We start from the raw sequence: 21653 nt of genomic DNA, 5'->3' as shown, positions 1-21653 counted from the left end.
AAATTAATAATTTTATCTGTTCTATTTGAATAGAAAATTTATTGCTTGAATATAATTTTCAGGATTTGTTTTTGCAAATAGCATAGCATTATTTTCACAAAATAATAGACAAACATTTATAAATACGGAATAACAAAATATTAAGACAAAAAATATATTTAAAATATTTTTTAAGTTTTTTGTTTTTGCTTTATCGTATAGGTAATAAAACAAAATTATCGATAAGATAACAATAAAAAACATCCATTCAAAAAAATATCTTGTTACCATGCCGATAAAACTAGTAATAAACAAATTGATGCATATTACAAACACCATTAATATTGTTATATAAAAAATATTTTTATTTTGTTTAAATGTATCAATCAAAAATTTTGGAATTAAAACAAATAAAAAAATTAAAGGAAAAGTCCATATAATACCTGCAACGAATTCATTACCAAATAAGTGTCCTTTAGTTTGAACTAATGAAAAAAAAGTGTTTTTGTTTATTTCGGGAAATTGAAATAAATCATATTTTATTGCTAAAAATACATCTTTTAATGAAGTAAATTGTTCATAATGATTTTCAGAATTTAATGTATATTTAAACCCAAATTCAAAAATCGAGTCGAATCTTAAATAATTATATAGTGCAACTACCGTTCCGTATAGCAAACATGGTATCAAAAAAGTTATTGCAGTTTTTATAAGTTCTTTAATATTTTTTGTTTGATTATATTTTAGAAAAGTAATTAAAATAAAAAATGCAGGGATATGTAAAACATAATAAGGTCTTGCCCCAACCGATAATGCAAGGCATAAAGATATAAGCAAGATTAAGATATATTGTTTTTTATTATTTTTTGTTTTCAAATAAAAATAAAAAAATAAAAATGACAATATAAGTAATAAATTTGCTGTTGTTATTAAAACTTCATAAATATTATTTCTTATTAGCAGAAAAGGTAAATAATTGCATAATCCTATTAAAAATACGGTTAATATAGTGATAACGGATGGCGGTTTATTATTAAAATTAAAATCTTTTATAAAATTTTTAATTAAAAATAAAGAGAGTAAAAATATAAAACAACTCAAAATAAAAACTAAAAATTTATCCGTTAAATACAAATTTGTAATTAAATTAAAAGGTAAATAAAATAACAATATCGGTGTTATTCCGAAATATAAATAAACTTTACCTTTGTAATAACTTGTATCAAATAATGATTGATATTTCTCATCGGCAAAAAATAATTCCGGATAATTTTTATATATATTATCAGTTTCAAGTTTAGGATAAAATTTCGAAGTTGTTATATAAAGTTTTTTGTTTTTTATTGCATTTGTAACTAAATTATAGTAATTACAACAAAAATAATATGTGTTAATTTTTGAAGAAGGTAAAAATGTTTCCGGATAAAAAAAATTTTTTGCCAACAAAAAATAGCAAAATAATACGGCAACGATTAATAAAGCTATAAAAACTTTTTTATTTTTAAAAAAATTTGAAGTTAATGCAAATATAACAATTGATATTATTATTAAAAATAAAGTCATTCTTAAAAAAACAAAAATTTATTATTTGTTCCAATCTTCCATTCTTCAAATCTTCTAATCATCAAAAATCATTTTGCAATTTTTATTTCGGTTTTATAATATCAAAACCGGTATATTTTCTTAAAACTTCAGGAATTACTACGGAGCCGTCTTCCTGTTGATAATTTTCAAGAATTGTTGCAAATGTTCTGCCGACTGCAACACCGGAACCGTTTAAAGTGTGAACATATTCTCTTTTTTTGCTTGTTGCACTTTTGTATTTTATATTCATTCTTCTTGCTTGGAAATCTTTAAAATTACTGCAGGAAGAAATTTCTCTGTATGTGTTTTCTCCGCTCATCCATGCTTCCAAATCGTAAGTTTTACATGAACTGAAACCGATATCACCCGTGCATAATGCCATTACTCTGTAAGGAATTTTAAGCAATTGTAAAACATTTTCCGCATCGTTTGTTAAAGCTTCAAGCTCTGCCATAGAATTTTCCGGTTTTGTAAATTTTACAAGTTCAACTTTGTTAAATTGATGATTTCTTATTAAACCTTTTGTGTCTTTACCGTAAGAGCCGGCTTCCCTTCTAAAACATGCCGAATAAGAAACATATTTTTTTGTTAAATCTTTTTCATCAAGAACTTCATCTCTGTGGATATTTGTAACCGAGACTTCGGCGGTAGGAATTAAATATAATTTATCTTCCTGACATTTAAAAAGTTCTTCTTCAAATTTAGGAAGTTGTCCCGTTCCTCTCATTGAGGCCTGGTTTACAAGATAAGGTGTCATAATTTCGGTGTAACCTTTTTGTTTATGTGTATCTAAGAAAAAACTGATAATTGCTCTTTCCAAAGCACAACCTTCATTTTTTAAAACGGCAAATCTGCTGCCTGAAATTTTTGAAGCGGTTTCAAAATCCAATATGCCGAGTTTTGTTCCTATTTCCCAATGATGTTTCGGCTTAAATGAAAATTGAGGAATATCACCTACTGTTCGTACAACAACATTATCTTTATCGCTTTTTCCTACTGGTGTTGTTTCGTCGGGGATATTAGGAATTCTAAGTAAAATATCTTCTATTTGATTTTCAAGTGTTAACAAAAATCTTTCTTTTTCCTGAATTCTTGTTCTGAATTGTTCCAATTCCTGAAGAAGTTTTGCATCGGGTTCTTTTCCTTCTCTTTTTAATTTACCTATCTGCTCGGAATCTGTATTTCTTTTAAGCCGTGCCTGGTCAATTTCTAAAATTATTTTTCTTCTTTGGTCATCAAGGTTTAATAAATTATCAAAGTCGGTTGTAAAACCTCTTTTTGCCAAACCTTCTTTAACAAAATCCAAATTATCTCTAAACAATTTAATATCTAACATTTTTTGCTCCTAAAAAATATATGCTACCAACGGGATTTGAACCCGTGATCTCCGCCTTGAGAGGGCGATGTCCTAAACCGCTAGACGATGGTAGCATTTTTAACGATATACTATTGTATTCTCACGATTATACAAAAAAAACAAATTGCTTGCAAAAAAATTGTAAAGCAAATTTTTAGTTTATAGGGTAATAGTGGTATGGGGTTATAAGTTTAAACAAAAAAATACAAAAAAAGACAATATATAATGTATAATTAGTTATAAAGTTTTTGGATTATGGAAACAAATGAATAATTTTATTTTTCTATTAAAAAACTCTTTAACAATATGGATACTGCCGGCATTTTTGATTGTTTATATTTTAAAAAAATATAATGTTAATCTTGAAAATTTTATAAATTTTAGCGGCGGGCTTATATACTTTTACTTAATTTTTTTTGTAATTACAAAAACAAAATTTATTACGGAATATAAAAGCATATTATTAAATTTAAAATATTATCTGCTTTTTATTATTTCAATGTCCGTCTTTTATTCAAACACAACAACAATATCGCGGTTATATATTTTAATTATATTTTTAATAAGTATTATGTTTTTTATTTTATATTCAATTTATTCAATAAAAAAATTAAAGAAAATATCTTTTAATTTAAATGGTTTCAAAAATGTAATTGAATTGATGTTATGTTTTTCCGTAATTTTTTTCGGTATAAAAACGGATTTAACAAAATATATTATTTTAACTGGAATGTTTGAAATAGTTTACAATATTATTTGTTTAAATATTTATATCAATTTTAAAAAAAGATTTAATATTGAATTGAATATGCAAAAATAATAAATAAAAGTATATAACTTATTAAAGTAAAATTAAGCCAAACCAAAAAGCCGTTATTATTTATTTCATCTTTTTTAAACAATTTTAAAAATAAATTGATTATCTTTTTAAAAACAAAATGCAATAAAAATACAATGATAACAGATAACAAAATAACAGCACAGAAAATTACAAGTGCCAAAATAAACGGGTTTTGCAAATTACCGGGCAAAACTAATTGTTTATCAATAAAATAACACAATATTAACGATATACAATATACGATTATAAAAAAAAGTAATTTAAAATTATAGAACATTATTAAAACCCTTTAGTTAATTTTTCCAATTCTTTAATTGCGTCTTCATTTCCCAAATAAGCAGCTGTTTTAAAAAATTGAACGGCTTGTTCTTTTTCGCCCATATCGTTATAAACTTTTGCAATGTAATAATTTACAAAATTATCATTTACGTCTATTGCCAATGTTTTTTTATAATATTGTAAAGCTTGTTCATAATTTTTCTTAGTGTAATAAATAAAACCCAAGTTGAAATAAGGTGTAACGCTGTCCGAATAAAACTGTAAAGATTTTTTATAAATATCTTCAGCTTGGTCAAATTTTCCCTGTTGAATATAAATTGTTCCCAAACTGTAATAAGCGGATATGTTTTTATTATTAATTTTTATTGCCTGTTGATAAGTTTGAATTGCTTTTTCAAAATTATTTTCTTTAAAATATGTATGTGCAATAAGGTTGTAAAATTCACTGCCGTCCGACATTTTTTCATCAATTGCTTTTTGATACCAATTTCTTGCCTGTTCAAAAGAATAATTGTTTTCGCAAATATCCCCTATTAACCGGTAAGCCATTTCATTTTTTGGATTTATTGATATTGATTGTTCCAAGTATGAAATTGCTTTTTGCAGTTCATCTTGTGAATTTGAAATTTTTGATTTTGTGTAATAATTGTAAGCCAAATTATAATAAACTTCGGCACGATCTGTCGTTTTTGATATTTTATCCAAATAATGAATTGCTTTATCGTAATCTCCGATATTCATTAAAGATGTAGCTGCTTTTTTATAAATTTGGTCATCTTTTGCGCCCATCGATATCAATTTTTTATAATATCTTGACGATTGAAAAAAATTACCTTTTGTAAAGTAAGAATTTGCTTTAATAAGCAATGTTCCCTGAGAGTAATTTTTATTTGTAATAAAATAAAATATTCCGGCACAAATAAATAAGGCAACGGTTACTGTTATGCTTATAAAAGTATTAAGTTTCATGATAATCTATTTTATAAAAAAGAAAATAAAAAAAACAGGTCAATAATTATTGACCTGTTTTTCTGTTCTTATAAAAATTATTTTTTTGCTGCCGATTCCTTAATTAAATTCAATGCAATTTCATTTTTCTGTATTTGGCTTGTACCTTCATACAAAGTTGTAATTTTTGCATCTCTCATCATTTTTTCTACGGGATATTCTTTGCAGTATCCGTATCCGCCGAATATTTGAACGGCATCTGTTGTAACCTGCATTGCAATTTCACCGGCAAAAAGTTTTGCCATTGCCGATTCTTTACTTGTTCTTACTCTGTCTTTGGGATCTTTTTTATTGTTATCGTCTATTGTTCTTGCAACCTGATAAATTAAAGCCCTTGCAGCTTCTACTTTTGTTGCCATGGAAGCAAGCATGTGCTGTATTCCCTGGAAAGAAGCAATAGGTTGCCCGAATTGAACTCTTGTTCTTGCATATCTTGTTGCTTCTTCCAAAGCTCCTGCTGCAATACCCAATGCTTGTGAAGCAACTCCCGGTCTTGAACCGTCAAGTGTTGATTGGGCAATCATTAAACCGTGCCCTTCTTTTCCTAACAAGTTATCTTTATGAATTCTGCAATTATTAAATATTAATTCTCTTGTTGCAGAAGCTCTGATACCGAGTTTATTTTCTTTTTTGCCGAAAGTAAAACCTTCGGTTCCTTTTTCAACTATAAAACAGGAAATTCCCCTTGCACCCCTTGAAGGATTTGTTTTTGCAAATACGGTATAAATTTCCGCTTCGCCGGCATTTGTTATAAAGCATTTTGTTCCGTTAAGAATATAATAGTCACCGTCTTTTACTGCCGTTGTTTTCATGCCTGTTGCATCGGAACCTGCCGAAGGTTCGGTTAAACCGAATGCGGCAAGTTTTGCACCGGAAGCAATATCGGGTAAATATTTTTGTTTTTGTTCTTCGTTTCCTGCAATTAATATCGGAAATGTTCCAAGGGCTGTTGCGGCAAGTGCAAGTGCTATACCGCCGTCAACTTTACAAAGTTCTTCGGTAACAAGTACCAAATTCATTATGTTTCCGTCACCGAAACCGCCGTATTTTTCAGGAATATATACTCCGCATAAACCGGCATCTGCCAATTCTTTAACTATATCCCAGGGGAAAATTCCCTCTTCATCATATTTTTCCCTGACAGGTTTTATTTTTTCCTGTGCAATTTGCCTTGCGGTTTCAACTATCATTTTTTCTTCTTCACTTAAAAAATAATTCATCTTGTAATTTACCTCTTAAATTAATTTGTAATTAAACTTAAAAACGTATAACTTTAATATTTTATAATAAATTAAAGCAAAGTGTAAAGAAAAATTTGCAAGTTAAATTTTTAGGTTTTTTCTGGACACGCTACATTAATTTATTATACAATTAAAAGCGTATTTTGGTTAATCGTGTAAAAATTAATAATCGGTAAACATTTTAAGTATATGAAAAAAATAATAACTTTATTTTTAATTTCTTTTTTTTGTTTTTTTACTTTAAACATATTTGCGGAAATAAAGGTTAAAAGCAGCATTGTTAAAATAGGTATTTTGACCGATGTGGAAAAATTAAATATTGCTTCCGATAAGCAATATGTTATTTTTAATAATAATAAAAAAATAATATTATCTGCAGGTAATGTTGATATAAAACTTATAGGTAATAAAATTATTGTAGGTGATAAAAAAAAGGAATTAGCTTTACCGGCAAAGATAAAATCTACAAATATTATTGCAATAAATAAAACTTTTTACAGAGGCGATATTGTTTTAATTCTTTCAAAAAAAAGGAAAATAACAGTTATAAACGAAATTGATATAGAAGATTATTTAAAGGGTGTTTTACCTAAAGAAGCATCCGCAAAATGGCCTGTTGAAGCATTAAAAACACAGGCAGTTATAAGCAGAAGTTATACAATAAAAAATTTAAACAAACATTCTTCGCAAGGGTTTAATTTATGCCCGACGGTACATTGCCAGGTTTACGGCGGTGCAGGATGTGAAAGCAAACAAACCAATATTGCCGTAGCTCAAACCAAAGGAAAAGTTTTAACTTATAAAAATGAAATAGCACAAACTTTATTTCATTCAAGTTGCGGCGGAAAAACAGAAGATCCTAAATACGTTTGGGGTTGGAAAACGGAAACCCCGCCGTATTTAAAAGGAATAAAAGATATATATTGTAAAGATAGTCCTCAACAAAATTGGAAATGCAGTTTGGATGAAAAAACAATAAGAACAAAATTAACAAATGCCGGTTATAAAACAGGTGAAATAACAAAAATAACTTATTCCGGAACAACACCGGGAAAAGCAAGGAAAGAGATTATAATAAAACATAAAAACGGAACGTTAAAATTGAATTCGTATACTTTTAGAACAACTGTTGACCCTTGGCTTATAAAAAGTACTATGATAAGCGATATTAAAAAACAAAAAAATAAATTTACATTTGTCGGGAACGGTTGGGGACATAAAGTAGGTTTATGCCAATGGGGTGCAAAAAGCTTGGCAGATAAAGGTTATACTTATGATAAAATTTTAACTTTTTATTATCCCTCAACAAAAGTAGAGAATATTCAATATGGAAAATAAAGATACATTATTATCAAATTATAATTATGAAATACCACAAGAACTTATTGCACAAGTTCCCGCACAAAAAAGAGATTCCTCAAAACTTATAGTATTAAACAGAAAAACAAAAACAATTCAACACTATACATTTTCGGATGTTGTTAATTTGCTTAATCCCGGTGACTGTTTGGTAATAAATACAACAAAAGTTATTCCTGCAAGGTTATACGGTAAAAAGCAAACCGGCGGTAAAGTTGAAGTTATGTTTCTTGAACCTGTCGATAAACAAACAAAGCAAAAAGTTTTGTTAAAACCATACATAAAAACCGGTGATAAAATATTTTTTGATAATGATTATCAGGCAACGGTTATTGATAACAGTGATGAAAAAGTTAAAATAATAGAATTTAATAAAAAAGATATTTTCAATATGCTTGATATTAACGGTTTTATGCCTTTGCCTCCGTATATAAAAAGAAAAGATAATTTGGCACAAAAAATGAGTTCGCTTGACAGGCAAAGATACCAAACGGTATATGCAAATACCGAAGGTGCAATTGCAGCACCTACTGCAGGGCTGCATTTTACAAACGAAATAATTGAAAAATTAAAACAAAAAAATATTCAAATTGCCGAAATTATTTTGCATGTTGGTTGGGGAACGTTTAAACCTATTGAAGTTGATAAAATACAACAGCATAAAATGTTACCGGAAACTTATTTTGTATCCGAAGAAACCGCAAAAAAAATAAATACCGCACTTGCTTTACAAAACAGAGTAATAGCCGTGGGAACTACAACCGTGCGAACATTGGAAACGGTTGCAAATATTAACGGTGTAAAAGATAAAAATAATAATGTCATTAAAATTTCCGCTTGCAGCGGACAAACCGATATTTTTATTTATCCGGGTTATGAATTTAAAATAGTTAAAGCAATGTTTACAAATTTGCATCTTCCATGTTCAACACCGTTAATGATGGCAAGTGCTTTTGCCGGACGTGAATTTATTTTGTCCGCATATAAACAGGCAATAGAAAAAAAATACAGGTTTTTCTCTTACGGCGATTCAATGTTTATTCAATAAAAATTCTTATATAAAAATAAATGGAAAAAAAATCCGCTTTAATTAATAACCAAAATATTGAAATAACACCGGAATTTCAAACACTTTATAATGAAATAAATAATAATCCCGATAAACATTTTTTTATTACCGGACAAGCGGGTACCGGAAAAACTACTTTTTTAAAATGGTTCAGAGATAAAATAAGCGCTAAAAAAAATGTTGCCGTGGTTGCACCTACCGGGCTTGCCGCAATAAATGTTCAGGGTGAAACAATTCATAAATTTTTCAAAATAAATTTAGCGGTTAAAGACCAAGCATATATGGAAATGCTTAAAATAAGAATAAATAAATTTGAAAGTTATCGTCAATTAAAAAAAACTCTTGAGCACCTTGATATACTTATAATAGATGAAATATCAATGGTTAGGGCAGATACTTTTAAAACCGTAGAATATATTTTATCCGACAGAAAAATTCAAATGATATTATTCGGCGATATATGTCAATTACCGCCGATAGTAACTGCAGGTAAAGAAAATGCACTGTTTAAAGATTTAAGTATGAGTGAAAAAGAAATATTTTTTTCATTATACAAAAATGATTATCATAAAACCGATTTTGAAGCAAAATTCTTTTTCTCTTACTATAAAAACAAAGACGGTTACAAAGCATTTTATGATAAATTTAATGTTAGAACTTTAACTAAAAATTTCAGGCAAACAAATGACAAAAATTATCTTAGTATTTTAAATAAAATAAGGCACGGTAAAAATAATATAACAAGTAACGATTTGAATATTCTCAATTCCAGGGTAATAACCGATAAAGAAAAAATAAATTCTTTATATACAATTGTTACACCGCAAAAAATTATTGCCAATAATATTAATAATAAAAAACTTAACGAAATACAAAAACCGTTTATTTTATACAAAGCAACTTATGAAGAATTAACTAAAGTAAAAAAACAAAAAAATTATGATAAAGAAATTTTTACTTTGGAAGCAGATGAACAGAATGAACAAGACGAACAATACGGTATGGAATTAAAACCGATAAATATTGAAAAAATGAAACCTTCCGACAGAAAAGAAAAAATAGAAAATTACTTTCAGGCACCGGTAGAACTTATTTTAAAAGAAGGTGCAAAAGTAATGATATTAAAAAACGGTAAAAACAACAGCTATTTTAACGGTTCGGTAGGTATTGTTTCCGGTTTATTTGACAATAAAATACAGGTAACTTTACAGAATAATAAAACTGTTTTTGTTGAAAAAGAAACATGGGAAAAATTAGGTTATCAATATAACAGCCAAACAAAAAAACTTGAAAGTATAACGGTTGCACAATATATGCAGTATCCTTTAATGCTTGCATGGGCTATGACAATACATAAAAGTCAGGGGCAAACTTTTTCAAATTTATTCATTGATTTGGGTAACGGTATTTTTGAAAACGGACAGCTTTATGTAGCACTTTCCAGAATAAAAACAATTGATGGGCTTTATTTAAGCAGAAGAATAAAACCGTCCGATATAAAAACCGACAATTTTATTTGCGAATTTGACAATCGGTTAACGGAAACAGGGATATCTGTAAAAAAATAACGATTTGAAAATCGGAAAACCGTTAAAAAATATTTTATAAAACTTTAAGATAATTTTGACCGTCGATAAGAAGTTTTTTTGCTATTGGATGTTTTCCTTTTTTATAAGAATAAAGGACTTCTATCCGTTTTTTATCTTCTTGTTTTGCACCAAAAGATTCCATTAGCATTTTATCCAAATACTTTGCATGTTTTGCCGAAACATAAAACCGCAAAGATTTTTTATTTAAGCCGTTAATAAAATCCTGTTTTGTAAAAGGTTTATTTTCAAATTGTGTTAAATCCGTTTTATCCCAATCTATTATGTATCTTATGTAATGCCCGGACAATAAATCTCTCGGATCGTATCCTGTAACGGTAACCGTTATTTCCGTTCCGGAATTTTTATCATACCATAGCAAACAATTCCATACAAATAAACATATAACAGGAATGATAAGCAAAAATAATATAAATTTATTTTTCATTTTGCAGCTCTGTTTTTTTTATGTAATTTATTACTTTTCTTAATACAAAAATTGAAACTATAATTAAAATTCCGCCGATAATAAAACCAATACCCGTGCTGAACAAATTGCCGTAGGCGCTGACAAATAAAAATATTATGTAAATTTCGGTAAGTATTGTAAAATTTCTGAAATAAGCCAATTGTTTTGCTTCAAAATTTTGATATATTTTATAAGCCAATAAAATAAAAATAAACGGAATAGAAATAATATTTTTTTGGCTTACTGCCAATATAAATGCAACATAATATTGAGATATTTTTACAAGAATTGAAAAAGCTTTAGGTAATATAAATTTTTTGTTAAGTTTAAAATATAATTTTAAACTTTTTTCGTAAAATTCCTGAAGTATTAAGAAAATTAAAATATATATTATTGTTATATTATAATCTTTTGAAAAAGGAAGTAAATCCTTTATAAGCGCCGAATATATATCTTTTATAAAATCGTAAAATTGTTCGGGTAAGCTGTTGAATAAAAGAATAAGCCACAAAATATTTATCAGATTTGTTTTGCTTAAAACAACAAACGGAATTGCCAAAAACATCCAAAACCTTGCAAAAGAAAACCAACCGCCGTCTAAATTATATACTTGTGCCATAAGCCCGATACTTCCGGCAATCATAAAAAACGATATAACTAAAAATACTTCGGCTAAATTGTTTTTATTATTTGTTATAAAATAATAATCGGCATATACAAGTGCCGAAAACAAAATAAAGTCTGCGGTAATTTTTAAAAAATTCGGAATTAAAGCCCAATTTGCACCTATTACTAAAATAATACCTAAAGCAATAAGAAGAGCAGCTATTATAAATAACCTCTTTACAAATTTACCGTTGTCGTTATTTGTTTTATAATAGTCGGTTATTTGCTCCGCCTGTTGCGGAGTTATAAGCCCTTGTTTGGTAAGTTTTTCCAATTCTTTTTTAGAAAAAAACAACGAATTTTCTCCGTTAAACATTGAAATCGGTTATAAGATGATAAGGTTATAGGATTATAAGTTCAAACATAAAATGTATGAGTTTACAAAGTTATAACCTGCAAACCAAACTAATAACCCTATAATCACATAACCCAATAACCTAAAATAACATATATCGATATGTCGTTGACTATGTCAACTCATCGTAATGATAAACTAACGGCAATGACAGATTAGCTGTTTTTCAATTTTTCAATAATTGCATCACCCATTTGTGATGTGCCTGCGGTTCCGCCCAAATCATAAGTTACACATTTCTTTTCGGCAATAACTTCGGCAACCGCTTTTTCAAGCATTTTTGCGGCATCAAATTCACCGAGGTAATCAAGCATCATTTTACCCGATAAAATAAGTGCCATGGGATTTACTTTATTTAAGCCCTTATATTTAGGTGCGGAACCGTGAACGGCTTCAAATACCGCACAATCCTTACCTAAATTTGCACCGGGTGCAACACCAAGCCCGCCGACCAAACCTGCACATAAGTCGGATAAAATGTCGCCATATAAATTAGGAAGAACTATTACATCATAAAGTTCCGGCTTTTGAACAAGTTGCATACACATATTGTCTATTAATCTTTCTTCATATTCAATTTTGCCTTCGTAATCTTTTGCAACTTCCCTTGCTACTCTGTAAAACATACCGTCGGTACATTTCATTATATTTGCTTTGGCAACAGCTGTAACTTTTTTTCTGTTGTTTTTAACTGCATAATCAAAAGCAAACCTGACTATTCTTTCGCAACCGAACTCGGAAAAAGATTTTATTGATATTGCAGATTCCGGCCTTATTTTACCTTTAGAAAGTTCTATAATTTTATTTGCTTCGTCGGTTTTTTCTTCAAATTCCACACCTGCATATAAATCTTCGGTATTTTCCCTGACAACAACCAAATCTATATCGGAAAACCTTGATTTAACGCCTGTATAACTTTTGCACGGTCTTAAACAGGTAAACAAATCAAGTTCTTTTCTTATTGCAACGTTTACCGAACGAAAACCTGTTCCGATAGGTGTTGTAATGGGACCTTTTAAAGCAATTTTATTTTTTGCTATCGATTTTAATGTTTTATCCGGAAGTGGAGTTCCTTCTTTTTCCATAATATCTATACCTGCTTCGGTAACTTCCCAATCAATTTTAACACCGGTTGCATCTATAACTTTTGCCGTAACTTCGGTAAGTTCCGGACCTGTTCCGTCTCCTCTGACCAATGTAATTTTGTAAGCCATTGTTATCTCCTTTGAAAAATCGCTTCAGCGATTTTTAGTTTATAGGATTACAGGGTTATAAAGTTATAAGTTTGTTTTGAAATTTAACCTATAACCCGATAACCTTATCAACTCATAACCTTTTGTATTTCAAATTGTTTAAATTTTATTATGTGCCATTTATGCAATATATATTTTACGAGTATCCACAATATTCCCAAACCGTATCGGACACTTCTTTTAAAATTTATTGAGGATGCCTCAGCAAAATATTTTGTGGGAACCGGAATATCGCCTATCCTAAAACCTGCCAATGCCATTTGAACGACTATATGTTGATCAAAAACAAAGTCGTCCGAATTTGCTTGAAAATTTATTGTTTCCAAAACTTTCCTCGAGTATGCTCTGTAACCTGTATGATATTCCCCTAAATTTAAACCCAATACGATATTTTCAAGTATCGTAAGACATCTGTTAAAAAAATATTTGTAAAAAGGCATACCGCCTTGCAGGGCTTCTTTTCTTGTTCTTATTCTGTTTGCAAACATAACATCGCAAACATCCGTTTTGATAAGCCCGGTTAGAAAAGGAACAAGCCGCGGGTCGTACTGGTAGTCGGGATGAACCATAACTATAATATCGGCACCCATTTCAAGTGCTGTTTTGTAACATGTTTTTTGGTTTGCTCCGTAGCCCATATTTTTGTTATGTTTAATAACTTTAAGCCCTAATTGTTTTGCAACAGTAACGGTATCATCGGTTGAATTATCGTCAACAAGAAGAATCTCGTCGTAAGAACCTTTCGGTATTGCATTTAAAGTTTGTTGTAAAGTTTGTGCCGCATTGTATGCAGGCATTACGATAACAACTTTGTTCTTTTTATTTTCCATTAAAGCTTAATCCTTTTGGTTTTGTTTTTCCGTTGCAAAACTAAATAAGTCGGAAAAAGAAATTTTTTCTTTAAACATACCTATTATACCAAGTAAATATATTGCCATCATCTCGGTAAAATGAGTTGCTGCCATAGCCGTAAAAGCGATTGTTCCTTCAACACCGAAAAGCCCGAGTGTTACCATACCGACACCTTCTATTGCACCTATAAAACCGGGTGCTGTAGGAAGCATTGTTGCAATACCTGTTGTAACTATAACAAACAAACACTGAATTGCAGTTACTTTTAAGCCGAATGCAGCAAATAAAGTTTGGTATGCATAAGCTTCTATAAACCAAACAATTACCGATGTAATAAAAACTACAAAAAATAATTTTTTGTTCTGAAAAAATTTTAAGCCGCTTGCAAACTTTAAAAATACGGATTTTATTATATCATTTATTTTTGCAGGTAAATGAAATTTAGCCAGCAAATTTAAGAATTTTTCTTCGTCTTTTGACATAAAAAATAAGACAATAAACATAAATCCGAAAATTACGGCACATAAAATAAAAGATTTTTGAAGCCAGTTCGGAATATTAGGCACAAACATTGCAATTAAAAAAAATGCAATTATAAAGATAACAATATCCATTAATCTTTCAACAACTATTGTTGCAAAAACTCCGCTCCTTGAAATTTCAAGTTTTTTACCGGCTACAATTGCACGAACAAATTCCCCCAATCTTAACGGCAAAATATTATTCATAAAAAAGCCGAAAACCAAATAATAAAAACTTTGAAGAAATTTCATTTTTTTTAACGGAGCAAGTATATAGTCCCAACGTAAACTACGGACAATGTAAGATAAAACATAAATGCTTATACCTATAAGTATTAAAGATATGTCGGCATTTTTAAGTAAGGCAACGGATTGTTTAAAATCTATGTTCCTGACACACAAATATATTAAAACAATGCTTACAAAACAACCTATGATAATTTTTAAAATATGCTTTTTTATTTTTTGCTCCTTTTTCGGATACCGTTAACGACAACGGTAACATATAACAACGTTACTGCTGCAATGACAAAAGATATTAATAATTTGTAAATTTATCATATTCCTGTTCGTAATAAGTATTAAATTTATCGTAAGCCATTGCTTGTTTTATATATTTAACCGCATTTTGCTTGTCTTCAATATTCCAATATAAAACCGCTAAATTTTCCCATAGCTGCCCGCTGCATTTATAATATTTTAAAGCTTCCCGCGTATTTCTAACCGCTTCATCAAAATATATTATATTATTTTTTCTGTCCTGGTCAAAAATTGAAAAGTTTCCGTTTGAAAGTTGATAATAATATTGACTGTTTTTATTATCAAACATTATTGCTTTTTGAAAATTTTTGTTGGCTAACATATATCTTTTAGAAGAATAATAATCAAGCCCTATTTTATAGTATCGTTGTGCTATGACAGGTTTTATTATAAATGAAGCTGTTGCCAAAAACATAATAACCAATAAAATATTATTTATTTTTTGCTTCTTTAATTTTTCAAAATTAACATCAAATACCGAAGCAAAAATAACAAAAAACATAAGCATATTTGCAGGTATAAAGAAACTGTAATCATCTAAATTTAATAATAAAAATAATGTAATGCTTACGGCTATTGCTTTGAAATAAATTTTATTTTGACTGTTTTTTATTTCAAAAATAACTTTTTTGTAAAAAGAAGCCATAAGCCAACAAAAACAACCGAACCCTACAATACCCGTATCTGCCAAAAGTTGAAAAATTATATTATGTGCATATAAAGTATTTACAACAAGTTCCGGTCTGAATGTTTTAAAAAGAATTGAATAATTACAAAAACCGCAGCCGAATAAAATATGTTGTTTAAATATTAAATATGCCGTTTGCCACCATATTAACCTGTCGGAAAAACTGTTACTTGACGATTTTAAAACCGATACATATACTATTAATGATATTAAAACAATGCTTACAATTGCCGTTAAAATTTTTATATAAATATTTTTTTTGTATTCAAATAAAAAGAACAATGTTGCAACAAAAGATAAAAATATTGCAGTTCTTGATTTTGTTATGCATATTGCAAGTAAAATAAATAATGCTATGAAAATATAAACTTTTGATGTTTTGAAATCTTCTTTTATATATATGTATAAAAGCGGATAAATTAAAACCAAAAAACCTGCTATTATATTTATATTTATTGCAAATGTTTCAAAAAAATTATCACCGGTGAAAAATCCGTTAATATTTGTAACAAATCGCGTAAAAATTATCATTGCAAGCCACAATGCAATAAATATCGGAACTACAAATAATTTTTTTCTTAAATTAAAAGGAACAAAACTCATATTGATTCCTGCAAGACATGCTGCAAATAAAAATAAAAGGCAATCACGAACGTTAAATTGACAATCCGCTCCATATAAGGAAACTACACATGCACAAACAAAAGCCGTTAACGGCATAATGTATTTTGGAACGGTTAATTTATAATTATTAAAAATAAAAAAAGCGGGAATTAAAAGAAGTAATAAAATAATTGCCGATGACGTGATTGAAAAGGAAAACCTTGATACTACCGATAATATCATTATTATACTTAAAAAAAAAGCCATCAAATTAAAAGTATTTACTTTTTCTTTCATATATTTTAAAATCCTGCGATTAAAAAAATAATTTCATAAAAAGATTTTCTTCATACATTATAATTTTATTTACAATATAAGAGGGCTGTTCAAGAAATAAAGTAATAAGTGAACCTGCAGCCAAACAGGGGCCGAACGGCATCATATCTCTTTTTTTCATTTTTTTTGCAAGTATTAAAGCCATACCGATAATGCTGCCGATAAAAGCTGCTATAAAAATTGCAAATAAAACCCGTTGCCAACCTATAAAAGCACCTACACCTGCCATAAGTTTAATATCACCGCCACCCATTGCATCCTGCTTAAACATAAATTTACCGATAATTGCAAGTGCTATAAGACTGCCTCCACCGACAATACAGCCGTATATTGACTGTAGAAAAGAAGTGTCTAAAAAAGGATTTATAAAACTTGTTGCAAGCCCTACGATAATAAGCCCTACGGAAAATTCATCCGGAATTATTTGAAAATCAAAATCAATCATTGTTATTACAAGCATACAAAAAGCAAAAAAGCAAAAAACAGGTAACATATACGTAAGCCCGGTTACAAAAAACATCAAAACAAATAAAAAACCGCAAGCAAGTTCAACCAAGGGATATCTTAAGGAAATTTTATCACCGCAATTTCTGCATTTGCCTTTTAATAATAAAAAACTTAAAACGGGAATGTTATCATACCATAAAATAGGATTATTGCACTTGGTGCAGTGAGATGCGGGAAAAACTATCGACATTTCTCTTGGCATCCTGTATATACAAACATTTGCAAAACTGCCGAACATCAGTCCGAAAATAAAAACTATAAATATTACTGCCATTAATATTGGTCCCAAACAACATCCCTTGTATCTTTGTGGTTACAATCAAGCCATATTTCACCTGCTTGCCTTGTATCGGAATCTTCAACCTGATACGCCCATTTACCGCTGTCACCCGTAGGGGATGTTGTTATTTGTGTTGTTGGAGAATGGTACGGCGGGCAGTAAGCTTCCGGAATGTATTTAATGTATTTCCCGTCTTTTGTTAAAACTTCTGCTATATCGGCACCCGGGAAATGACCTTCATTTTCTCCGTAATAAATTGCAACGGCATTTCTTAGAGAGAATAAATTAGCCCTTGTTTTTGCTTCATGCGATTTTCTTATTGTATTTATAAATTTCGGATAAGCAATTAAAGTAACCAAAAGAATAATTGCTATCGCAACCAAAATTTCTTTAAATGTAAACCATTTGCTTTCAAACATTATATCATGCTCCTTAATATTGCCTAAATCTTTTTTATCAGTATTTATTAAACGGGTTTTAAGAATTTAATAATTTTACCAATTCGTCTCTATGATTTGAATACTCCATTGCCGTTTGAGGAGAAATTTTATGATTCCTTATATTATCAACTAAAGACTGATTCATTGTTTGCATACCGTTATGCCTGTTGGTTTGGATAATTAAATAAATTTGTTCCGGTTTCATTTCCCTTATAACATTTTTTATACCGTCGTTGGCTAACATAACTTCCGTGCATAAAACCATTCCTCTTCCGGATGCATGCGGCAATAACTGTTGTGCAATAACGGCTTTTAAAGTTAATGATAATTGACTTCTTACCTGTCCTTGTTGGTGCGCGGGGAAAACATCAACTATTCTGTTAATTGACGATGCAGTATCGTTTGTATGTAAAGTTGCAAAAACCAAATGACCTGTTTCTGCAAGTGTAAGTGCGGAAGAAATTGTTTCTATATCTCTCATTTCTCCCACCAATATAACGTCGGGAGATTGCCTTAAAACATATTTTAAACCTGTATGAAAGTTTTCGGTATCGGCACCGACTTCCCTTTGCGTTATAATACTTTTTTTTGAAAAATGAACAAATTCTATCGGGTCTTCTATGGTAATTATGTGGCACCTTCTATGTTCATTTATGTAATCTATAATGGAGGCAAGAGTAGTTGTTTTACCTGAACCTGTTGCACCGGTTACTAAAACCAATCCTTTTTGTAAAGCAACTATATTATTTATTGCAGCAGGTAAATTCAATTCGGCAAAAGATCTTATTCTTTTAGGCAAAAGTCTTAAAGCTGCACCTACAAAACCTTTTTGCCTGAAAACATTCATTCTTATTCTTCCGAATTTATCAACGGAAAAAGCAAGATCGAGCTCATTTCTTTCTTCAAATTCTTTTATTTGTTTTTGATTGAGAACCGAATATATTAAATTTTTACAAATATCAGGACCTAAATTTGTTGAATTTAAAGGCATAAAATCTCTGTCTATTCTTATCATTGCCGGCATATTTGCCGCCAAATGTAAATCGGCGGCACCTTTTGCAATCGCCTGTTCAATTAATCCGTTAATACTTGTGGAACCGGTATATAAATTTTGATTTACTTTAAAACCTGCAGACTGAACTTGAGAAGTACTTGCTTGTTTGATACTGCTTAATTTACCTATTTGGTTCAATTGCATGGCTGTCTCCTTTTAATTAAATAAACGAAAATAGTTTTACATGTATTATTTAAATTTTTTTTTCATTGTTTTATATACGGCTGGCGGCACAAAATTTTTAAAATTACCGCCTAAACTTGCAATTTCTCTAACCATACTTGAGGATAAAAATGTATATTTATGGTCCGGCATTAAGAATATAGTTTCAATTTTATTATTCAAAGTTCTGTTCATTAATGCCATTTGAAATTCATATTCAAAATCGGATAATGCACGTAAACCTCTTATAACCACAAAACTGCCTATATTATCCAAATAGTCAACCAATAATCCGGAAAAAGAATCTATTTTTACATTTTTTATTTTTATAGATTCTTTCATCATGCCAAGCCGTTCAGTGACGGAAAAAGTATTTTGTTTACTGTAGTTATTGGCTACGGCAACAACAACGACAGGAAATATTTTTGAAGCTTTTTCAATAATATCCAAATGGCCTTTTGTTAAAGGGTCAAAACTGCCGGGATAAACAGCTATTATTTCATTTTTCATATTTTAAACTTTATATCAAATTTCAACTATATTTTCAATTGTTTTTCATTTTTTCTTCTGCCCAGGACTTGCGGATATATAAAGGTTGAATTTTTAAAAAATTAACACCTTCTTTGCCGAAAGCAAGGTTTGCAAGAACGGATGCTTTGGGATAGCATAAATCTTCATTTAAACAAACTGACAGTTTACCAAGCTGTTGCTGCAACAGTTTTTTATGAATTATGGCAGCATTACCGATAACAATTATTTTATTTTTATTCTTTTTATTTTTCTTTATAAAATCTTCTATTGAAACAATACCGGCACCGTTTGAAGTTTTAACATAAAGTTCATCCCTTAAAGCATCTATTGCAGGAATTATTTTTATTGAAGGTATTGTAATTGCGGCCTGCAAAATATCAAGGCAATTAAAGCAAACTACGGGTTTTTTTAAACTTTGTGCAAGAGTTTTAACTACCGTCATTCCTACCCTGATTCCGGTAAAACTTCCCGGTCCTGATGAAACGGCAAATTTATCAATATCTTTTATTGTTAAACCTACATTTTTTAAAGCCGTTTCAATAACGGAAATTAAAACTTCAGAATGTATTAAACCTGCATTATAAAAATATTCGCAAACGATTTTTCCGTCAATATTTATTGCAACACTTAAAGTTGAAGATGAAGTTTCTATTGCTAAAATTTTCATTTAATTAATGTTTCCTTATTTTTATTTTTCTTGTATTATCATCAATATATTCCAAATTAACTTGCCAATATTTTTTTATACTGTTATCAGGCAGGCGTTGGCTCCATTCCACAAAAGAAATTCCGTTGCCGAACAAATATTCTTCCAATCCCAAACCAAAAATATCTGCGGTGTTTAATCTGTATAAATCCAAATGGTATAAGTTTATATCTTTTGCTTTAAATTCACTGACAAGCATAAAACTTGCACTGCGCACAAATTTTTTTATTCCGAAATAGGCCATTATACCCTGAATAAAAGTTGTTTTACCGGCACCTAAATCGCCGTTAAACAATACAATATCTTTAGGTTTTAAAACTTTTGCAAATTCTTTTGCAAGTTCTTTTGTTTGAACGTAAGATTTTGTAACAAAAGTTTTATTATTAAAAGTGTTTAAATCCGTTAATTTTAATTTGTTTTTGTTTTCCGTTTTCAAAAAACTTAACCTCTTTTGAATTTGTAACATAACCTATAAAATTTACCGACGGTAATAATTTTGCTAATTTTGCTTTTGAAGAAGGTTTTATTGTAAAAACAAGTTCAAATTCTTCACCGCCGCTTAATGCATATTCGTATATTTTATCTTTTTTAAAATTAAGATATTTTTTTAATTGATTTGATACGGGAATTTTTTCCAAGTTTATTGTTGCACCTTTATTGTTGTCCGCGGTTAACAACTCAACGGATTTTAACAGCCCGTCGGAACAATCCGTCATTGAAGTAATTTCAATATTATTTTCAACCATTAAATTTGCAATTTTTAACCTGGCTTTAGGTGCAAGATGTTTTTTTATCAAAAATTTTTCCGCCGGAGTAAATTTGTTTTTCTTTTCCTGTAAAATTTTAAGCCCGGCAAGGCTGTTACCGAAAGTTCCCGTGGTGCAGATTATATCATTTGTTTGTGCTTTTGTTCTTGTAATAATTCTACCGAAACTTTTTGCTATTATTGTTATTGAAATTGTCAGTTTTTCTGCAGATACGGTATCACCGCCCGCAATATGTATTGAATATTTTTGTGCCGTCAATTTTATATTTTTAAATAATTCTTCGGCATATTGTGCTTTTGTTTTCTTTGGAAGTCCGACGGAAATAAACATATATAACGGTTTTGCACCGCCCATAGCGGCAACATCACTTACATTTACTTCAACGGCTTTTTGTGCAATTTGTTTGGGGCTTGCCCAACAAGTTTTAAAATGAACGTCCTCAATTAAAATGTCGGTTGTTACCAAAAATTTTTCTTTTTTATCTTTGTTTGATGCAAAACAAAAACAGTCATCACCGACGTCAATAATTACATTGTGCCGTTCAGTAAATTTTGTGTTGTTTTTCTTTATAAAATCAATAAGTCCGAATTCACCGAGTGATGAAATAAAAATTTCCTTTG

At 29.5% G+C, this 21653-nt stretch carries 21 protein-coding genes and 1 tRNA gene; 4 read left to right on the top strand and 18 right to left on the bottom strand.

Translation table 11 applies throughout. The features are described from left to right. Positions 1-21: 21 nt before the first annotated feature. From ACMUOV_RS00845 to ACMUOV_RS00835, 3 genes are all read right to left on the bottom strand, one after another. A complete protein-coding gene (locus tag ACMUOV_RS00845; RefSeq protein WP_413852857.1) occupies positions 22-1542 on the bottom strand; it encodes a hypothetical protein in 1521 nt (506 codons plus the stop codon). Positions 1543-1624: 82 nt separating this feature from the next. Then, entirely contained in the window at positions 1625-2899 is a 1275-nt protein-coding gene (gene serS, locus ACMUOV_RS00840; RefSeq protein WP_413852855.1) for a serine--tRNA ligase, read from the bottom strand. Positions 2900-2920: 21 nt separating this feature from the next. Next, positions 2921-2994: transfer RNA gene (locus tag ACMUOV_RS00835), tRNA-Glu, on the bottom strand. Between the two features lie 191 nt (positions 2995-3185). On the opposite strand from ACMUOV_RS00835, the gene ACMUOV_RS00830 reads away from it, so the two are divergent. After that, a complete protein-coding gene (locus ACMUOV_RS00830) occupies positions 3186-3740 on the top strand; it encodes a hypothetical protein (protein WP_413852853.1) in 555 nt (184 codons plus the stop codon). Positions 3741-4040: 300 nt separating this feature from the next. On the opposite strand, the gene ACMUOV_RS00825 is transcribed toward ACMUOV_RS00830, so the two are convergent. Then, complete coding sequence (locus ACMUOV_RS00825) at positions 4041-5009, bottom strand: tetratricopeptide repeat protein (protein WP_413852851.1); 969 nt, start codon at positions 5007-5009, stop codon at positions 4041-4043. A gap of 77 nt (positions 5010-5086) precedes the next feature. Continuing rightward, complete coding sequence (locus ACMUOV_RS00820) at positions 5087-6268, bottom strand: acyl-CoA dehydrogenase family protein (RefSeq protein WP_413852849.1); 1182 nt, start codon at positions 6266-6268, stop codon at positions 5087-5089. 210 nt (positions 6269-6478) lie between these two features. Between ACMUOV_RS00820 and ACMUOV_RS00815 the strand changes: the two genes are divergently transcribed. From ACMUOV_RS00815 to ACMUOV_RS00805, 3 genes are read left to right on the top strand one after another with little or no spacing between them, the layout of a single operon-like run. After that, complete coding sequence (locus ACMUOV_RS00815) at positions 6479-7627, top strand: SpoIID/LytB domain-containing protein (RefSeq protein WP_413852847.1); 1149 nt, start codon at positions 6479-6481, stop codon at positions 7625-7627. Continuing rightward, positions 7617-8696 carry a tRNA preQ1(34) S-adenosylmethionine ribosyltransferase-isomerase QueA gene (gene queA, locus ACMUOV_RS00810; RefSeq protein ID WP_413852845.1) on the top strand — a complete coding sequence of 360 codons (1080 nt, stop codon included), beginning with the start codon at positions 7617-7619 and terminating at the stop codon, positions 8694-8696. Before ACMUOV_RS00815 ends, queA begins: the two co-directional genes overlap by 11 nt. A 20-nt stretch (positions 8697-8716) precedes the next feature. Continuing rightward, on the top strand, positions 8717-10285 hold the full coding sequence (locus tag ACMUOV_RS00805) for an ATP-dependent DNA helicase (RefSeq protein WP_413852843.1): 1569 nt from the start codon (positions 8717-8719) through the stop codon (positions 10283-10285). 34 nt (positions 10286-10319) lie between these two features. Here ACMUOV_RS00805 and ACMUOV_RS00800 read toward each other — a convergent pair whose 3' ends face one another. From ACMUOV_RS00800 to thiL, 13 genes are all read right to left on the bottom strand, one after another. Continuing rightward, entirely contained in the window at positions 10320-10751 is a 432-nt protein-coding gene (locus ACMUOV_RS00800) for a hypothetical protein (protein ID WP_413852841.1), read from the bottom strand. Beyond that, positions 10741-11733 (bottom strand): DUF2157 domain-containing protein, encoded by a 993-nt coding sequence (locus ACMUOV_RS00795; RefSeq protein ID WP_413852839.1) that lies wholly within the window; start codon positions 11731-11733, stop codon positions 10741-10743. The genes ACMUOV_RS00800 and ACMUOV_RS00795 overlap by 11 nt, the downstream gene beginning before the upstream one ends. 215 nt (positions 11734-11948) lie before the next feature. Further along, positions 11949-13007: an isocitrate/isopropylmalate dehydrogenase family protein gene (locus ACMUOV_RS00790; protein ID WP_413852837.1), complete on the bottom strand. Its 1059-nt coding sequence runs from the start codon at positions 13005-13007 to the stop codon at positions 11949-11951. A gap of 107 nt (positions 13008-13114) precedes the next feature. After that, a complete protein-coding gene (locus ACMUOV_RS00785) occupies positions 13115-13876 on the bottom strand; it encodes a glycosyltransferase family 2 protein (protein WP_413852835.1) in 762 nt (253 codons plus the stop codon). Positions 13877-13882: 6 nt separating this feature from the next. Then, complete coding sequence (locus ACMUOV_RS00780) at positions 13883-14854, bottom strand: lysylphosphatidylglycerol synthase transmembrane domain-containing protein (RefSeq protein WP_413852873.1); 972 nt, start codon at positions 14852-14854, stop codon at positions 13883-13885. 103 nt (positions 14855-14957) lie between these two features. Next, complete coding sequence (locus tag ACMUOV_RS00775) at positions 14958-16547, bottom strand: O-antigen ligase family protein (protein WP_413852833.1); 1590 nt, start codon at positions 16545-16547, stop codon at positions 14958-14960. 19 nt (positions 16548-16566) lie between these two features. After that, positions 16567-17382 (bottom strand): prepilin peptidase, encoded by an 816-nt coding sequence (locus ACMUOV_RS00770; RefSeq protein ID WP_413852831.1) that lies wholly within the window; start codon positions 17380-17382, stop codon positions 16567-16569. Continuing rightward, positions 17367-17792: a type II secretion system protein gene (locus ACMUOV_RS00765; RefSeq protein ID WP_413852829.1), complete on the bottom strand. Its 426-nt coding sequence runs from the start codon at positions 17790-17792 to the stop codon at positions 17367-17369. The genes ACMUOV_RS00770 and ACMUOV_RS00765 overlap by 16 nt, the downstream gene beginning before the upstream one ends. Before the next feature lie 58 nt (positions 17793-17850). Next, on the bottom strand, positions 17851-19011 hold the full coding sequence (locus tag ACMUOV_RS00760) for a type IV pilus twitching motility protein PilT (protein ID WP_413852827.1): 1161 nt from the start codon (positions 19009-19011) through the stop codon (positions 17851-17853). A gap of 45 nt (positions 19012-19056) precedes the next feature. Continuing rightward, positions 19057-19539, bottom strand: coding sequence for a pantetheine-phosphate adenylyltransferase (coaD, locus tag ACMUOV_RS00755; RefSeq protein ID WP_413852825.1), 483 nt, complete (start codon positions 19537-19539; stop codon positions 19057-19059). 34 nt (positions 19540-19573) lie between these two features. Beyond that, entirely contained in the window at positions 19574-20227 is a 654-nt protein-coding gene (gene tsaB / locus ACMUOV_RS00750; RefSeq protein WP_413852823.1) for a tRNA (adenosine(37)-N6)-threonylcarbamoyltransferase complex dimerization subunit type 1 TsaB, read from the bottom strand. A gap of 4 nt (positions 20228-20231) precedes the next feature. Further along, positions 20232-20702 carry a tRNA (adenosine(37)-N6)-threonylcarbamoyltransferase complex ATPase subunit type 1 TsaE gene (gene tsaE, locus ACMUOV_RS00745; RefSeq protein WP_413852821.1) on the bottom strand — a complete coding sequence of 157 codons (471 nt, stop codon included), beginning with the start codon at positions 20700-20702 and terminating at the stop codon, positions 20232-20234. Beyond that, positions 20650-21653 (bottom strand): thiamine-phosphate kinase (gene thiL / locus ACMUOV_RS00740; RefSeq protein WP_413852819.1); only part of this gene is annotated, 1004 nt, incomplete at its 5' end. The genes thiL and tsaE, both read right to left, overlap by 53 nt.

The sequence above is a fragment of the Candidatus Ruminimicrobium bovinum genome, assembly GCF_902760015.1.
In the GTDB taxonomy this organism is placed as follows: Bacteria; Elusimicrobiota; Endomicrobiia; order Endomicrobiales; family Endomicrobiaceae; genus Ruminimicrobium; species Ruminimicrobium bovinum.
This window is presented reverse-complemented; position numbering and strand designations above follow the sequence as displayed.

What these genes read in the sequence shown, in the direction of transcription:
- ACMUOV_RS00845 (WP_413852857.1), bottom strand. Translation starts at nt 1,542, where the DNA reads ATGACTTTATTTTTAATAATAATATCAATTGTTATATTTGCATTAACT.
- serS (WP_413852855.1), bottom strand. Translation starts at nt 2,899, where the DNA reads ATGTTAGATATTAAATTGTTTAGAGATAATTTGGATTTTGTTAAAGAA.
- ACMUOV_RS00830 (WP_413852853.1), top strand. Translation starts at nt 3,186, where the DNA reads ATGAATAATTTTATTTTTCTATTAAAAAACTCTTTAACAATATGGATA.
- ACMUOV_RS00825 (WP_413852851.1), bottom strand. Translation starts at nt 5,009, where the DNA reads ATGAAACTTAATACTTTTATAAGCATAACAGTAACCGTTGCCTTATTT.
- ACMUOV_RS00820 (WP_413852849.1), bottom strand. Translation starts at nt 6,268, where the DNA reads ATGAATTATTTTTTAAGTGAAGAAGAAAAAATGATAGTTGAAACCGCA.
- ACMUOV_RS00815 (WP_413852847.1), top strand. Translation starts at nt 6,479, where the DNA reads ATGAAAAAAATAATAACTTTATTTTTAATTTCTTTTTTTTGTTTTTTT.
- queA (WP_413852845.1), top strand. Translation starts at nt 7,617, where the DNA reads ATGGAAAATAAAGATACATTATTATCAAATTATAATTATGAAATACCA.
- ACMUOV_RS00805 (WP_413852843.1), top strand. Translation starts at nt 8,717, where the DNA reads ATGGAAAAAAAATCCGCTTTAATTAATAACCAAAATATTGAAATAACA.
- ACMUOV_RS00800 (WP_413852841.1), bottom strand. Translation starts at nt 10,751, where the DNA reads ATGAAAAATAAATTTATATTATTTTTGCTTATCATTCCTGTTATATGT.
- ACMUOV_RS00790 (WP_413852837.1), bottom strand. Translation starts at nt 13,007, where the DNA reads ATGGCTTACAAAATTACATTGGTCAGAGGAGACGGAACAGGTCCGGAA.
- ACMUOV_RS00785 (WP_413852835.1), bottom strand. Translation starts at nt 13,876, where the DNA reads ATGGAAAATAAAAAGAACAAAGTTGTTATCGTAATGCCTGCATACAAT.
- ACMUOV_RS00775 (WP_413852833.1), bottom strand. Translation starts at nt 16,547, where the DNA reads ATGAAAGAAAAAGTAAATACTTTTAATTTGATGGCTTTTTTTTTAAGT.
- ACMUOV_RS00765 (WP_413852829.1), bottom strand. Translation starts at nt 17,792, where the DNA reads ATGTTTGAAAGCAAATGGTTTACATTTAAAGAAATTTTGGTTGCGATA.
- ACMUOV_RS00760 (WP_413852827.1), bottom strand. Translation starts at nt 19,011, where the DNA reads ATGCAATTGAACCAAATAGGTAAATTAAGCAGTATCAAACAAGCAAGT.
- coaD (WP_413852825.1), bottom strand. Translation starts at nt 19,539, where the DNA reads ATGAAAAATGAAATAATAGCTGTTTATCCCGGCAGTTTTGACCCTTTA.
- tsaB (WP_413852823.1), bottom strand. Translation starts at nt 20,227, where the DNA reads ATGAAAATTTTAGCAATAGAAACTTCATCTTCAACTTTAAGTGTTGCA.